This window comes from Cellulosimicrobium sp. BMG9.23, from assembly GCF_059159985.1.
On record NZ_JBZGBZ010000007.1, the window covers coordinates 1 to 14,422 of the forward strand.

Sequence of the window (14,422 nt, forward strand, 5' to 3'; positions counted from 1 at the left end):
GTGTCGGGGTGACAGGATTCGAACCTGCGACCTTCCGCTCCCAAAGCGGACGCGCTACCAACCTGCGCCACACCCCGTGCACCCGCCGGCGACGGCGGGCCAGCGCAAGTGTACGGGTGGGTGGGACCTGCGACGTCGACGGCACGGTCTCCGCCACGGCCCTGCGGGCCCCCGACCGGAGGACCGCTCCCGTTTGCTAGGGTTGCGCCGCGGGTCGGCACGACCGACCGACGCGGGCGTAGCTCAATGGTAGAGCCTCAGTCTTCCAAACTGATCACGCGGGTTCGATTCCCGTCGCCCGCTCCGGCGCGTCATCACAGCACGCCTCACGGGCGCCCCACCTCCCCGGTGGGGCGCCCGTCGTCGTCCGGTCGGCGGACCGCGTTGCCGCGCCGCGACGTGGACGGATACCCTCGGTGCATCGAGCGCCCCCGGCGCCCGTCGAGCAGGAGGAGCGAGGAATGACCGCGATCGCCGCGCGTCCCGCATCGCCCCGTCGCGCTCTCGCGCGCACCTCCTGTTGTCGCTGTCACGGCTGTCGCTGACGACCGCCGGACGCGCCTGCCGCTCCGCGCACCCGTCGCACGGCCCCGCCCGTCGTCGCGGCGTCGGCTCGCCGCGCGACATCGCGCGGCGACGGACTCTCGGGACAGCTCGTCCGAGACTCCCCCGCAGCACCCGGTGCCCCCGCACCGTCGCACCCGTTTGGTCCCCGTTGGTCCCCCGGCTCGTCCCGAGCCGTCGACAGAAGAGGAAGCCATGGCACGCATCTACGACGACGTCACGAAGCTCGTCGGCAACACCCCGCTCGTCCGCCTCAACAAGCTCACCGAGGGCGTCGGCGCGACCGTCGTCGGCAAGCTCGAGTTCTACAACCCGGCGAACTCCGTCAAGGACCGCATCGGCGTCGCGATCATCGACGCGGCCGAGGCGTCGGGCGAGCTGAAGCCCGGCGGGACGATCGTCGAGGCGACCTCCGGCAACACGGGTATCGCGCTCGCGATGGTCGGCGCGGCGCGCGGCTACGACGTCGTGCTGACGATGCCGGAGACGATGTCGAAGGAGCGCCGCGCCCTGCTGCGCGCGTTCGGCGCCGAGCTCATCCTCACGCCGGGCTCGGAGGGCATGAAGGGCGCGGTGAACAAGGCCGACGAGATCGTCGCCGAGCGCGAGGGCGCGATCCTCGCCCGCCAGTTCGCCAACGAGGCGAACCCGGCGATCCACCGTGCCACGACGGCCGAGGAGATCTGGGCGGACACGGACGGCGAGGTCGACATCGTCGTCGCCGGCATCGGCACGGGCGGCACCATCACGGGTGTCGGGCAGGTGCTCAAGGAGCGCAAGCCCGGCATCCAGATCGTCGCGGTCGAGCCCGAGGAGTCCGCGATCCTCAACGGCGGCGCGCCCGGGCCGCACAAGATCCAGGGCATCGGCGCCAACTTCGTCCCCGAAATCCTCGATACGTCCGTCTACGACGAGGTGATCGACGTCAACGCGGAGACCGCCGTCGAGTTCGCACGCCGGGCGGCCAAGGAGGAGGGCCTGCTGGTCGGCATCTCGTCCGGAGCGGCGATCGCGGCCGCGTTGCAGCTCGCCGCACGCCCGGAGAACGCGGGCAAGCTCATCGTGACGATCATCCCGTCGTTCGGCGAGCGGTACCTGTCCTCGATCCTCTACGCGGACCTGCTGGACTGACGTGACCGACCGACGACCCGCACGCGGACCCGCCGGCACCCCGTCCCGGGTGCGGCGGTTCCTGCGTGTCCTCGCCGAGGACCTCGAGGCGGCGCGGCACCGTGACCCCGCGGCGCGCAGCCGCCTCGAGGTCGCGCTCGCCTACCCCGGCGTCCACGCGGTGTGGGCGTACCGGCTCGCGCACCGCATGTGGCGCGAGCCGGTGCTCCGCCTCCCGGCCCGGCTCGTGTCGCAGGTGGCGCGAGCGCTGACCGGGGTGGAGATCCACCCGGGAGCGCGCATCGGCCGGCGCCTCTTCATCGACCACGGGATGGGGGTCGTGGTGGGCGAGACGGCCGTCGTCGGGGACGACGTGGTGCTGTTCCACACGTCGACGCTCGGCGGGCGGTCGATGAAGCGCGGCAAGCGGCACCCCACTCTCGGTGACCGCGTGGTCGTGGGCGCGGGGGCGAAGATCCTCGGACCGGTATGGGTCGGTGACGACGCGCAGGTGGGCGCGAACGCCGTCGTCGTCAAGGACGTCCCGGCGGGGGCGGTCGCCGTCGGGGTGCCCGCCCGTGTCCGCATGCCCGCGCGCGCCCACCCCGCCTCCGACCCGGTCGAGGACCCGTCGCTGCTCATCGAGTACGTGATCTGATCCGTCGCCGATCCGCCGGTCCCCGAGCATGCCTCGAGGTCCGCTAGGGTAGGAAGCGCGGTACCCGGGACGTTGCGTTTCGGATATCCCCCTGCCCGTCACGCCGGCCCGGGTACCGCGCTCACACCCACCCCCTCGACGACGAGGAGTCGCCTTGCGCCTCGGCATCCACACCGGCTACTGGTCCGCCGGTCCTCCCGAGGGCGTCGCGGAGGCGGTCGTCGCGGCCGACCGGCTCGGTGCCGACTCGGTCTGGACCGCCGAGGCCTACGGGTCCGACGCCTTCTCCCCCCTCGCGTGGTGGGGGTCCCGCACGTCACGGATCCGCCTCGGCACGGCCGTCGCGCAGATCTCCGCGCGCACACCCACCGCGACCGCGATGGCCGCCCTGACGATGGACCACCTGTCCGGAGGGCGCTTCGTCCTCGGCCTCGGCGTGTCCGGTCCGCAGGTCGTCGAGGGCTGGTACGGCCAGCCGTACGCGCGCCCGCTCGCCCGCACGCGCGAGTACGTCGACGTCGTGCGCCAGGTCCTCGCGCGCGAGGCGCCCGTGACGAGCGCCGGCCCCCACTACCCGCTGCCACTGCCCGACGGCGCGGGCACGGGTCTCGGCAAGGCCCTGCGGTCCACGGTCCACCCGCTGCGCGCCGACCTGCCGATCCACCTCGCCGCGGAAGGGCCGAAGAACATCGCTCTCGCCGCGGAGATCGCCGACGGCTGGCTCCCGCTGTTCTACTCGCCGCGCATGGACGACGCGTTCCGCGAGCTGCTCGCGGACGGCTTCGCCCGGCGCGCGCCCGAGCGCTCCGCCGTCGCCGACTTCGAGGTGAGCGCCACGGTCCCCGTGGTCGTCGACGAGCACGTCGAGCGCGCGGCGGACAAGGTCCGCCCGTTCCTCGCCCTGTACGTCGGCGGCATGGGCGCCAAGGGAGCGAACTTCCACCGCGACGCGCTCGACCGCCTCGGCTACTCGGCGGCGTGCGACGAGATCCAGGCGCACTACCTGGCGGGCCGCAAGGACCTCGCCGCGGCGGCCGTCCCGACGGAGATGGTCGAGGACGTCGCTCTCGTCGGCCCGTCCGAGAAGATCGCCCACGACCTGCGTGCCTGGCAGGACACGGCCGTCACAACGTTGCTCGTGCAGGGCGACGCGACGGCGGTCACCACGATCGCCGGGATGCTCGGCACAGCTCGCTCGTCCGCGGCCACCACCGGCTGACGCGCCGCAACGTCGGCCGAGCCCGCAGCAGCCGCCCGGTCGCTGCCGACCTGATCAGTCCTGCTCGGGGAACCACACGGCACGGCGCAGGTCTACGCGCGTGCCGTCACGCACGAGCGGGCACCCCTCGGCCCGCAGCTCGGTCAGGGCCGCGTCCCGGTGGTGGGCCGGAGGTGCGCCCGCCGCGTTGACGACCCGCCACCACGGGACGGGCGCGCCGTCGTCGTCCACGCCCGAGGAGCCCGCGAGGACCTGGCCCACCTGCCGCGGCCCACCCCGGTGCAGGGACTCCGCGACGACCTCGGCCACCAGCCCGTACGTCATCGCGCGGGCGGCGGGGATCTGCCGGACGAGCGCGAGCACCGCCGAGGCGTACTCGGCCGCCGGCTCGGTCATCGGGAGAACGGGTGGGGCTGCTGCGCGGAGCCCTGCTGCGGGTGCTGCTGCGGCCGGTACGTGCCCGGGTCGTGGGCAGGGTGCGACATGGGGGCGCTCTCCGGGTGGTGGTCGGCTCGGGCGTGCGGCCCATCGTGCCACGCGCCCGTCGCCTGTGGTGGCAGGCCTCGTCACGCGCGAATCCCCTGGCGCCGCGAGGTACGGACGGCGAGGATCGTGCCATGAGCCACCAGCACGCGAGCACGGACGGTACCTCCGACGGCGGCGCGAGCCGGCTGTCCGAGAGCTACGTGCCGACCGACCTGGCACCCGACGACCTGCGCGCGGTGCTCGAGCTCGACAGCACCGTCTTTCCCTCCGAGCTCGAGGTGGACGAGATCCTCGACCGCCCCTCCCCGCTGACCTGGTCGCGCGTGCGGGGCGTGGTGCACGAGCGGCCCGACCCGTCCGCCGAGCCCGCCGACGGTGCGGTGCCCGTCCTGCGCGAGCTCGTCGCGCTGCGCGCGTCCTACCCGTTCTCGCGGTTCCCCGTCCCGGGCGGCACGGCGCCGGTCGCCGGGCTGACGTGGGTCGCGGTGCACCCGGGCCACCGTCGTCGCGGCCTGCTCACGGCGATGGTCGACGAGCACCTCGCCCGCTGCCGCGAGCGCGGCGAGCCGCTGTCGGCGCTCTTCGCCGCCGAGGCGGCGATCTACGGGCGGTTCGGCTACGGCCGCGCGGCCGACGACCTGCGCCTGACGATTCCCCGGGGGGCCGCGCTGCGCGACGTCCCGGGTTCGGAGCGGCACACGGTCCGGATCGAGCGCGCCGAGCGCGCCCGCCACGGCGAGCTCGTCGCGCGGCTGCACGAGCGAGCGGGAGCGGACCCGACCGGGCTCGGGACCGTCAACCGGCCCGGGTGGGCGACCCGCGAGACGCCCGAGCTCCAGGCGGTGCTCTGGGACGACGCGAAGGTGTTCCGCAAGGATCGCGAGCCCACGCGCATCGCGATCGTCGAGCTCGACGGCGAACCGCGCGGCTACGCCCGGTTCCACCGCACCCTGTCCTGGGAGCCCACCGGGCCCCGCGGCCCGGTCCGCACCGGCGAGGTCGTCGCGCTCGACGCGGCCGCCGCACGCGCCCTGTGGGGCGTGCTCACCGACCTGGACCTCACGCACGAGGTCGTCCCGTTCGTCCTGCCCGTGGACGACGTCGTCACGCACCTCCTCGTGGACCCGCGGTCCGCGTCCCCGCGGCTCGCGGACAACCTGTGGGTGCGGGTCGTGGACGTGGCGGCCGCGCTCGCCGCGCGCCGGTACGCGGCCGACGTGGACGTCGTCGTGCACGTCACCGACGACCGGCTCGAGGACAACGCGGGGCACTGGCGGGTGCGCGCCGACGCGTTCGGGCCGGCGCACGCGGCCCGGACCGACGACGCGGCCGACCTGTCGCTCGACGTGCGCGAGCTCGGTGCCGCCTACCTCGGTGGCGTGACGCTCGCGGAGCTCGGGGCGGCAGGGCTCGTCGCCGAGCACACGCCGGGAGCGCTCGCCCGTGCGAGCGCGGCGTTCTCCTGGCCCGTGGCGCCCGTGTGCAGCTGGGTGTTCTGAGCCCTTCGGAGGCGCCGCCGCCGGCCTCGTCCTCGCCCCGCTCAGACTTGGCAGGACGGGCAGCGGTAGAGGCTGCGGCCCGAGAGCTCCGAGCGGAGGACCGTCGCGCCGCAGACGCGGCACGGGAGCCCGTCGCGGTGGTAGACGTAGAACGCCTCGTCGGCCGGGACGGCGTCGGGCGTGCCGTCGGTGTTCTGCCGCACGCGGGCCCGGCCGCGCCCGGCCGCCGGAGGACTGCCGACGGCGAGGGCCGCCGAGGGTCCCGCGTCGCGGTCCTCCGGGTGTGTCGTGACGATCGCCCCGGTGCGGGTCCCGTCCCTCATGAGCACGACGAGGTCGTCCCACAGGTCGCGCAGGACCTCCGCGGGGACGTCGCGCCCCGGGCGCAGGGGGTCGAGCCGGGCCCGGAACAGCGACTCGGCGCGGTAGATGTTCCCGACGCCGGCGACGACGTCCTGGTTCATGAGGAGCAGCCCGACGGGGCTGCGCGAGCGCCGCACGCCCGCGACGAACGCCTCGCGCGGCTCCGGGTCTCCCGGCCCGACCTCGCGGATCGGGTCGGGACCGAGCCGCGCCTCGACGGCGCGCTTCTCGTCACCGGTCACGACCTCGCAGGCCGTCGGGCCGGTGAGGTCCGCGACGGCGTGCTCCCCCATGAGCCGCACGCGCACCGCGCCACGCGGCGGCGGCGGCGACCACGCGTCGTCGGGCCCTGTGACGAGACCACCGCCCGGCTCCGGAGCCGGGACGGTCTCCCGCTCGCCGACCCGACGCCGGGGCGCGCCGATCGCGTGCACGACGGCGGCGCTCCCGTCCCCCGCGAACGTCCACGCTCCGTACAGGCCGAGGTGCACGCGCAGCCAGCGGGTGGGCTCGTCGCCCCGATCGCTCGCGAAGCCGAGGAAGAGCTGCTTGCCCCACGCGTCGCTCGCCACGAGCACCTGGCCGTCGAGCAGCGCCGCACCGGCGGCGAACCGTCCCTGCGGGCTGCTCGCCGCGAGCCGCTGCCCGGTGAACAGGTCTCCGAACGCGCGCGCGAGCCGGTGGACGGTGTGCCCCTCCGGCACCTCAGGCGGAGGCGCCGCGCGACGCCTCGTACGCGGCGAGCTGGTCGATGCGGCGCTGGTGGCGCGGGTCCTCGCTGAAGGGCTCGGCGAGGAACGCGTCGACGAGAGCCACGGCCTCGTCGACCGAGTGCTGGCGGGCTCCTACCGCGACCACGTTCGCGTCGTTGTGCTGACGGCCCAGCCGCGCGGTCTCGAGGTTCCATGCGAGAGCGGCACGGACGCCGGTGACCTTGTTCGCGGCGATTTGCTCTCCGTTGCCGGAACCCCCGATGACGACGCCGAGCGAGCCCGCCTCGGCGACGACGGCCTCGCCCGCCGCGAAGCAGAACGACGGGTAGTCGTCGAGGGCGTCGTACCCGTGGGCGCCGTGGTCCACGACGTCGTGGCCAGCGGCCCGGAGGTGCTCGACGAGGTGGACCTTGAGCTCGTACCCCGCGTGGTCGGAGGCGATGTGAACGCGCATGCGCCCATCATGCCGCAGCAGGCCACCGGACCGTCGGGGGGAGGCCGTAGCCTGAGACGCATGACACAGACCTCCTCCTCGACCACTCCTGGGTCCCCGTCCGCCGCCGCGCCGGCCGAGCGGGGCTCCGGCATCGACCTCACCGCCCTCGACGCCGGCGTGCGGCCCCAGGACGACCTCTACCGGCACGTGAACGGCCGGTGGCTCGCGACCCACGAGATCCCGGCCGACCGGGCGATGGACGGCGCGTTCCGTGCGCTGCACGACCAGGCCGAGGTGCACGTGCGCGAGATCATCACGGACCTCGGCGAGGCGGTGGCCTCGGGTGCCGCCGACGTCGGCCCGGACGCCGCGAAGGTCGGCGCGCTGTACGCGAGCTTCATGGACACGGAGCGCATCGAGGCGCTCGGCACGACGCCGCTCCAGGCCGACCTCGCGCTCGTCGCGGCGGCCACGACGCAGGCCGAGCTGACCGGTGCTCTCGGCGCGCTGCAGCGCACCGGCGGCGCGGGCGCGGTCGGCTTCTGGGTCGACAACGACGCGAAGGACCCCGAGCGCTACGTCGCGTACCTCTACCAGTCCGGGCTCGGCCTGCCCGACGAGGCGTACTACCGCGAGGACCAGTACGCGCCCGTGCGCGAGAAGTACGTCCCGCACGTCGCGCGGATGCTCAGCCTCGCGGGCGTCACGAGCGAGACCTGGGGCGCCACGCCCGAGGACGCGGCGCAGCGCGTCGTCGCGCTCGAGACGCAGCTCGCCGCGAAGCACTGGGACGTCGTACGCGACCGCGACGCGGACCTCACGTACAACCCCCGCACGCTCGTGGCGCTGGCCGACGAGGCACCCGGTTTCGACTGGCGCGCCTGGGTCCTCGCGCTCGGCGCGCCCGAGGGCTCGCTCGACGACGTCGTCGTGCGCGAGCCCGACTTCGCGACCGGCTTCGCCGCGCTGTGGGAGTCCGAGCCGCTCGAGGACTGGAAGCTGTGGATGGTCTACCACCTCGTGACCGCCCGGGCCCCGTACCTCACGGACGAGGTCGTCGAGGCGAACTTCGACTTCTACGGCCGGACGCTGTCCGGGGCGCAGGAGGTGCGCGAGCGCTGGAAGCGCGGCGTGTCGGTCGTCGAGGGCGCGCTCGGCGAGGCCGTGGGCGCGCAGTACGTGGCCCGGCACTTCCCGCCGGCGCACAAGGCACGCATGGAGGAGCTCGTCGCGTACCTCGTCGCGGCGTACCGCGAGTCGATCCAGGGGCTCGACTGGATGACCGAGGACACGAAGACGAAGGCGCTCGCCAAGCTCGAGGCGTTCACGCCCAAGATCGGGTACCCGGTGAGGTGGCGCGACTACTCCGCGCTCGTCGTCGAGCCGGACGACCTCGTGGGCAACGTCCGGCGCGCGCACGCGTTCGAGCAGGACCGCGACCTGGGCAAGATCGGCAAGCCGCTCGACCGTGACGAGTGGTTCATGACGCCGCAGACGGTCAACGCCTACTACAACCCCGGGATGAACGAGATCGTCTTCCCCGCGGCGATCCTGCAGCCCCCGTTCTTCGACCCCGACGCCGACGACGCGGTGAACTACGGCGGGATCGGCGCCGTCATCGGCCACGAGATCGGGCACGGGTTCGACGACCAGGGGTCCAAGTACGACGGCGCCGGCCGCCTCGAGGACTGGTGGACGCCCACCGATCGCGACGAGTTCGAGAAGCGCACCAAGGCGCTCATCGACCAGTACGGCGCGTACCGTCCCGAGCAGCTCGACGCGGACGGCCCCCACGTCAACGGCGCGCTGACGATCGGCGAGAACATCGGCGACCTGGGCGGCCTGTCGATCGCGCTCAAGGCCTACCGGATCGCGCTCGGCCGGCCGCTCGCCGAGGCGCCCGTCGTCGACGGTCTGACCGGCATCGAGCGCGTGTTCCTCGGCTGGGCCCAGGTCTGGCAGTCGAAGGGCCGTGACGAGGAGGTCGTCCGCCGCATCGCGACCGACCCGCACTCGCCCAACGAGTTCCGGTGCAACGGCGTCGTGCGCAACGTCGACGAGTTCTACGAGGCGTACGACGTCCAGCCCGGCGACGCGCTCTACCTCGCCCCCGAGGACCGCGTGCGCATCTGGTGACCGACCAACCGTGACGGAGGGGTGGTTCCGGGGCGCGTGCCCGGGAACCACCCCTGCGTCGTCGGTGCGCGGGCCCGTCAGAGCGAGCGGATGCCCGCCTTGGCGACCGTGAACCCCTTGCCCGTGGCGTCGTCACGGCACGTGACGCCCGTGTTCTCGCTGTCGCACGTGTACCCGCCCACGGTCTTCGACTGACCGTAGGGCAGCACCTCGACGTCGCCCGCGGCGGGCTGCGGCTGCTCGGCCGTCGGCACGCAGGGCTGGTTGACGCCCGCGTCGTCGAGGACCACGCGGTACCCCACGGTGCCCTCGCAGCCGGAGACCGGCGCGGGCTGCGTCGCGAGCTCCGCGATCGAGCACGTGACGCCCAGGTCCGTCATCTCGCACGCGATGTTGCGGGTCTCGGACGCGAATGTCGCGGTCTCCGTAGGCGCCTGGGTCGTGGGCTCGGCGTCCTGTGTGGTGCCCGCGGACGGCGCGGCGCCCGGATCGGCCGGATCCTCCGCAGCGTCGGCCCCGCCGAGCAGCGAGATCGCGAACACGACCGCGCCGATGACGAGCAGCACGTCGACGACGATGAACGCGATCCAGCCCGGGCTCAGCCGCCCGGACGGTCCGCGACCGCTGCCGCCGCGACCGCCGGCACGGCCCGCTGGGGGCGGGGAGGCCTGGCCGCCACCGGAGGACGTGCCGCGCGCGGGGGCCGTCGGAGCGGTCGCCGATGCCGGCGGGTGGTACGCGGGCTGGGTGGCCGGTGCGGATGCCGCTGCGGTCACCGCGGTCGCGCCGAGGCCCGGCGCCTGGGCGGGCGACGGCGCGTACGCCGGCGGCGCCGCGTAGCCCGGCGGTGGTGCGTAGGCCGGTGCCTGCGCCGGGACGGCGGCGAAGCCGGCCTGGTCGGTCGCGTACCGCACCCGCTGCGGGGGCACCGCGGCGGTCTGCGTCGGGGCGGGGGCCGGGACCGCCGACTGGACGACGGTGGCGGGTCCGTCGGTGTACGCGGGCTCCGAGCGCTGCGCCGGCGGGGAGGACGGGGCGAACGTCGGCGGGACGCCGGCCGACCACGCGGTGGTGCTGTCGATCGACGTGTCCTCACGGCGGGCAGCCGGCGTCCCCGGGACGCCGCCGGGGGGCGGCGGCGGGGGCGGCACGGGTGCGTTCGGGGACATGCTCGGCTCCTTGCGGACTCCTCGTCGGACCCGCCCGGCCGTCGCCGGGCGACGCGCAGGACCGCTCTCGGCGGGGCCTGCAACCGATGAAGCATGGCACGACGTCCGGCCACGGGTCGAACCTCGACGGATGCTGGGAGGCCTCGCGGGCGGGCCCACGGCGACCGGCGGACCGCGCCCTCGGGGGAGGGCGCGGCGGCTCGGTCAGTCGAAGACGGGCCCCTGGGTGCGCGTCCGCTTGATCTCGAAGAAGCCTGGCGTGCCGGCCACGAGGACGCAGCCGTCCCACAGCCGACCAGCGGCTTCGCCCTTCGGCGCCGGGGTGACGACGGGACCGAAGAACGCGGTGTCGCCGAACGCGACGACCGGCGTGCCGACCTCCTCCCCGACGCGTCCGATGCCCTCGGCGTGCGACGCCCGGAGCTGCTCGTCGTAGGCGTCGCTCGCCGCGGCGTCGGCGAGGGACGCGGGCAGGCCGACCTCGGCGAGCGCCTCGGCGATCACGGCGTCGTGGTCGTCCCGGCCGCCGGGGTGCAGGCGCGTGCCGATCGCGTCGTAGAGCGGCTTGACGACGTCGTCGCCGTGCTCGACCCGGGCCGCGGTGACGACGCGGACCGGTCCCCAGGCCTTGTCCATGAGCTCGCGGTACGTCGGGGGCAGCTCGCGCCCCTCGTTGAGCACGGCGAGGCTCATGACGTGCCAGCGGACGGTCACGTCGCGCACCTGCTCCACCTCGCCCATCCAGCGGCTCGTCATCCACGCCCACGGGCACAGCGGGTCGAACCAGAAGTCGGCGACCTGGACGCCGGCCTGCGGGTCGGCCTGCGGGTCGGCGAGGTCGTGCGGGGCGGTGACGGGGGCGGTCGTGTCCGACGTCGCGGCAAGGGTCACGGGCTCAGCTCTCCTTCGTGCGGGGTCACCCCGCCGGACGTGTCCGACGGGCGTTCGTCGTCTGTACCCGACACCGCGCGAGTCCCGGGTATTCCCGACGTATTCCCCGAGGGTGGGTCCGGGCACGCGTGGGATGATCGTCCGTGGCTCACAGGCCGTGACCGAGCACCATCGAGACCGAGGAGTTGCAGTGCCCGGAGAGAACCTCACCCGTGCCGAGGCGAGCGAGCGCGCGGGGATCGTCGACGTCCGCTCGTACGACGTCGCGCTGGACCTGACGACGGGTGCGACGACGTTCGCCTCGACCACCGTGGTGCGGTTCACCGCCACGCGGGGCGCGTCGACGTTCGTCGACCTCGTCGCCCCGTCGGTCCGCGAGGTGGTGCTCAACGGACGTTCGCTGGACCCGGCCGAGGTCTTCGCGGACTCGCGGATCGCGCTCGACGGGCTCGCCGCGGAGAACGAGCTGCGCGTCGTCGCGGACTGCGGCTACACCAACACGGGCGAGGGCCTGCACCGGTTCGTCGACCCCGTCGACGGCGAGGTGTACCTCTACACCCAGTTCGAGGTCCCGGACTCGCGCCGCGTGTTCGCCGTGTTCGAGCAGCCCGACCTCAAGGCGACCTTCGCGTTCACCGTCACCGCCCCCGCGGCGTGGCAGGTCGTGAGCAACCAGCCGACGCCGGAGCCCGAGGCGCTGGGGACGAAGGTCGACCCGACGGGCACAGGAGCAGGCACCGGCGCGGGCGACGTCGAGGTGGCCCGCTGGGCGTTCGAGCCGACGCCCCGCATCTCGTCCTACATCACGGCGCTCGTCGCCGGGCCGTACGTCGTGGAGCGCAGCGAGCTCACGTCGTCGGACGGTCGCACGATCCCCCTCGGCGTGTTCGCGCGGGCCTCGCTCGCCGAGCACCTCGACGCGGACTACGTCTTCGACAAGACGCGCGAGGGCTTCGCCTTCTTCGAGGAGGCGTTCGAGCACCCGTACCCGTTCGACAAGTACGACCAGCTCTTCGTCCCCGAGTACAACATGGGCGCGATGGAGAACGCGGGCTGCGTGACCTTCACCGAGACGTACGTCTTCCGCTCCAAGGTGACGGACGCCGTCAAGGAGCGTCGTGTCGTGACGATCCTGCACGAGCTCGCGCACATGTGGTTCGGCGACCTCGTGACCATGAGGTGGTGGAACGACCTGTGGCTCAACGAGTCGTTCGCGGAGTACGCGTCGACGCTCGCGACGGCCGAGGCCACCGAGTGGACCGAGGCCTGGACCACGTTCACGGCCATGGAGAAGTCCTGGGCCTACCGCCAGGACCAGCTGCCCTCGACGCACCCGATCGTCGCGACGATCAACGACCTCGAGGACGTGTTCGTCAACTTCGACGGCATCACGTACGCCAAGGGCGCGTCGGTGCTCAAGCAGCTCGTCGCGTGGGTCGGCCAGGAGCAGTTCCTCGCCGGTGTCGCGGCGTACTTCCGCAAGCACGCCTGGGGGAACACCGAGCTGCGAGACCTCCTCGTCGAGCTCGAGGCGACGAGCGGGCGCGACCTGACCGACTGGTCGGCGAAGTGGCTCGAGACGGCCGGCGTCAACACGCTCCGACCGGAGATCGAGCTCGACGCGCACGGGCGCATCGTGTCGTTCACCGTGCTGCAGTCCGCGACCGCCGAGCACCCGACCCTGCGCCCCCACCGTCTGGGCATCGGCTTCTACGACCTGCAGGAGGTGGACGGCGGACAGTCCCTGTCCCGCGTGCACCGCGTCGAGGTCGACGTCGACGGGCCGCGCACCGAGCTGCCCGAGCTGCTCGGTCTCGACCGGCCGCAGCTCGTGCTGCTCAACGACGACGACCTCGCGTACGCGAAGATCCGGCTCGACCGGGCCTCGCTCGCCGTCGCGACCGAGCACCTCGCCGACATCACGGACCCTCTGGCCCGCTCGCTCGTGTGGGGTTCGGCGTGGGACGCGACGCGCGACGGCGAGACGCCGGCGAGCGACTACGTGCGCCTCGTGCTCGGCAACATCGCTCGCGAGACCGAGTCCACGACGATCCGCACGACCCTCAACCAGCTCGCGCTCGCCGCGAAGACGTACGTCGCGCCGGAGCGTCGCGCGGACACGCTCGTCGAGGTCGGCGACGCGTTGTGGGAGCTCGCCGGTCAGGCGGACGCCGGCTCGGACCTCCAGTTCCAGCTCGTGAAGTTCTTCGCGCACCTCGCGTCCACGCCGGCGCACGGTGACGCCCTGCGCGGGCTCCTCGACGGGACCGCGGCGCTCGACGGTCTGGAGATCGACACGGACCTGCGGTGGGAGATCCTCGAGGGCCTCGTGCTCCTCGACCTCGCGGACGACGCCGCGATCGAGGAGACGCTCGCGGACGACTCGACCGCCACGGGCCAGCAGTCGGCCGCGCGTGCTCGCGCCACCGTCCCGACGGCGGACGCCAAGCGCGCCGCGTTCGACCGGCTCGTCGCGACCGACGGCGCGCCGAACGCCATCGTGCGGGCGACGACGCAGGGCTTCCAGCACGTCAACGACCCGGCGTCGCTCGCGCCCTTGGTCGGCGCGTACTTCGACGCCCTGCTCCCGCTGTGGGACGAGCGGTCGTACCACATCGCCGAGGCGCTCGTCACCGGCCTGTACCCCGCGCCGCTCGCGACCGCGGCGCTGCGCGACGCGACGCAGGAGTGGCTCGACGCGAACGCGGAGGCCGCTCCCGCGCTGCGCCGTCTCGTCGTGGAGAACCTCGCGGGCGTCGAGCGCGCCCTCACGGCCCAGGCCGCCGACGCCTGACCCGCCGGCGCCGGCGGCGTGCCCTCGGGGGCGCCGTCGGTGCGTGAGGTCCCGACCGCGGGTGGGGCGGCGTCGGTGCTCGGGCTGCCGCGCCGTCACCATGGTCGTCCGGCCGGAAGTCCTCGAGCGCGGCTCTTACGCCCTTCGCATCCGACCCCGCCCCACCCCCTCAGCCATCACCTCACCACGCGCAGCGCCCGAGAAAGAACCGTGGGTCGACCACGGAGAGGCCAGGCCGCCCAGATAGAACCGCCGGTCGCGAGGTAGAACTCGGCGAGCTCTACCTCGCGACCGGACGTTCTACTTCGCGGGATCGTCTCGCCGTGGCGAGCGGAGACCAGGGCGAGGCGATGCAGGGCGACCACGCGCCGTCGGGCACAAGGA

11 protein-coding genes and 2 tRNA genes are annotated in these 14,422 nt (G+C 73.9%); 7 read left to right on the forward strand and 6 right to left on the reverse strand.

Going from position 1 to position 14,422, the window contains the following annotated elements; genetic code table 11:
* Positions 1 to 3: 3 nt before the first annotated feature.
* Positions 4 to 77 (reverse strand) — tRNA-Pro (locus tag AC4H2G_RS12770).
* 155 nt (positions 78 to 232) lie between these two features.
* On the opposite strand from AC4H2G_RS12770, the gene AC4H2G_RS12775 reads away from it, so the two are divergent.
* From AC4H2G_RS12775 to AC4H2G_RS12790, 4 genes are all read left to right on the forward strand, one after another.
* A tRNA-Gly gene (locus AC4H2G_RS12775) sits at positions 233 to 303 on the forward strand.
* 456 nt (positions 304 to 759) lie between these two features.
* Positions 760 to 1,695, forward strand: a complete 936-nt coding sequence (cysK, locus tag AC4H2G_RS12780) for a cysteine synthase A (protein ID WP_494366117.1) — start codon at positions 760 to 762, stop codon at positions 1,693 to 1,695.
* Between the two features lies 1 nt (position 1,696).
* Entirely contained in the window at positions 1,697 to 2,332 is a 636-nt protein-coding gene (gene epsC, locus AC4H2G_RS12785) for a serine O-acetyltransferase EpsC (RefSeq protein ID WP_494366118.1), read from the forward strand.
* 154 nt (positions 2,333 to 2,486) lie between these two features.
* Complete coding sequence (locus AC4H2G_RS12790) at positions 2,487 to 3,551, forward strand: LLM class F420-dependent oxidoreductase (RefSeq protein ID WP_494366119.1); 1,065 nt, start codon at positions 2,487 to 2,489, stop codon at positions 3,549 to 3,551.
* A gap of 54 nt (positions 3,552 to 3,605) precedes the next feature.
* Here the strand turns inward: AC4H2G_RS12790 and AC4H2G_RS12795 are convergent, their stop codons facing one another.
* Positions 3,606 to 3,947: an MGMT family protein gene (locus AC4H2G_RS12795; RefSeq protein ID WP_494366120.1), complete on the reverse strand. Its 342-nt coding sequence runs from the start codon at positions 3,945 to 3,947 to the stop codon at positions 3,606 to 3,608.
* Positions 3,948 to 4,168: 221 nt separating this feature from the next.
* Here AC4H2G_RS12795 and AC4H2G_RS12800 point away from each other — a divergent pair, with 221 nt between their 5' ends.
* Entirely contained in the window at positions 4,169 to 5,536 is a 1,368-nt protein-coding gene (locus tag AC4H2G_RS12800; protein ID WP_494366121.1) for a GNAT family N-acetyltransferase, read from the forward strand.
* Between the two features lie 41 nt (positions 5,537 to 5,577).
* Here AC4H2G_RS12800 and AC4H2G_RS12805 read toward each other — a convergent pair whose 3' ends face one another.
* Together AC4H2G_RS12805 and AC4H2G_RS12810 are read right to left on the reverse strand one after the other, a co-directional pair.
* Positions 5,578 to 6,603 (reverse strand): Fpg/Nei family DNA glycosylase, encoded by a 1,026-nt coding sequence (locus tag AC4H2G_RS12805; RefSeq protein ID WP_494366122.1) that lies wholly within the window; start codon positions 6,601 to 6,603, stop codon positions 5,578 to 5,580.
* 1 nt (position 6,604) lies between these two features.
* On the reverse strand, positions 6,605 to 7,066 hold the full coding sequence (locus AC4H2G_RS12810; protein ID WP_494366123.1) for a ribose-5-phosphate isomerase: 462 nt from the start codon (positions 7,064 to 7,066) through the stop codon (positions 6,605 to 6,607).
* A gap of 60 nt (positions 7,067 to 7,126) precedes the next feature.
* On the opposite strand from AC4H2G_RS12810, the gene AC4H2G_RS12815 reads away from it, so the two are divergent.
* On the forward strand, positions 7,127 to 9,184 hold the full coding sequence (locus tag AC4H2G_RS12815) for a M13 family metallopeptidase (RefSeq protein WP_494366124.1): 2,058 nt from the start codon (positions 7,127 to 7,129) through the stop codon (positions 9,182 to 9,184).
* Between the two features lie 77 nt (positions 9,185 to 9,261).
* Here the strand turns inward: AC4H2G_RS12815 and AC4H2G_RS12820 are convergent, their stop codons facing one another.
* Positions 9,262 to 10,353, reverse strand: a complete 1,092-nt coding sequence (locus AC4H2G_RS12820) for a hypothetical protein (protein WP_494366125.1) — start codon at positions 10,351 to 10,353, stop codon at positions 9,262 to 9,264.
* A gap of 204 nt (positions 10,354 to 10,557) precedes the next feature.
* Complete coding sequence (locus tag AC4H2G_RS12825; protein WP_494366126.1) at positions 10,558 to 11,244, reverse strand: mycothiol-dependent nitroreductase Rv2466c family protein; 687 nt, start codon at positions 11,242 to 11,244, stop codon at positions 10,558 to 10,560.
* Between the two features lie 190 nt (positions 11,245 to 11,434).
* Between AC4H2G_RS12825 and pepN the strand changes: the two genes are divergently transcribed.
* Positions 11,435 to 14,038 (forward strand): aminopeptidase N, encoded by a 2,604-nt coding sequence (gene pepN, locus AC4H2G_RS12830; protein ID WP_494366127.1) that lies wholly within the window; start codon positions 11,435 to 11,437, stop codon positions 14,036 to 14,038.
* Positions 14,039 to 14,422 lie beyond the last annotated feature (384 nt).

Coding starts and splice junctions, on each gene's coding strand:
- cysK (WP_494366117.1), top strand. CDS start 760: ATGGCACGCATCTACGACGACGTCACGAAGCTCGTCGGCAACACCCCG.
- AC4H2G_RS12795 (WP_494366120.1), bottom strand. CDS start 3,947: ATGACCGAGCCGGCGGCCGAGTACGCCTCGGCGGTGCTCGCGCTCGTC.
- AC4H2G_RS12810 (WP_494366123.1), bottom strand. CDS start 7,066: ATGCGCGTTCACATCGCCTCCGACCACGCGGGGTACGAGCTCAAGGTC.
- AC4H2G_RS12815 (WP_494366124.1), top strand. CDS start 7,127: ATGACACAGACCTCCTCCTCGACCACTCCTGGGTCCCCGTCCGCCGCC.
- AC4H2G_RS12800 (WP_494366121.1), top strand. CDS start 4,169: ATGAGCCACCAGCACGCGAGCACGGACGGTACCTCCGACGGCGGCGCG.
- AC4H2G_RS12820 (WP_494366125.1), bottom strand. CDS start 10,353: ATGTCCCCGAACGCACCCGTGCCGCCCCCGCCGCCGCCCCCCGGCGGC.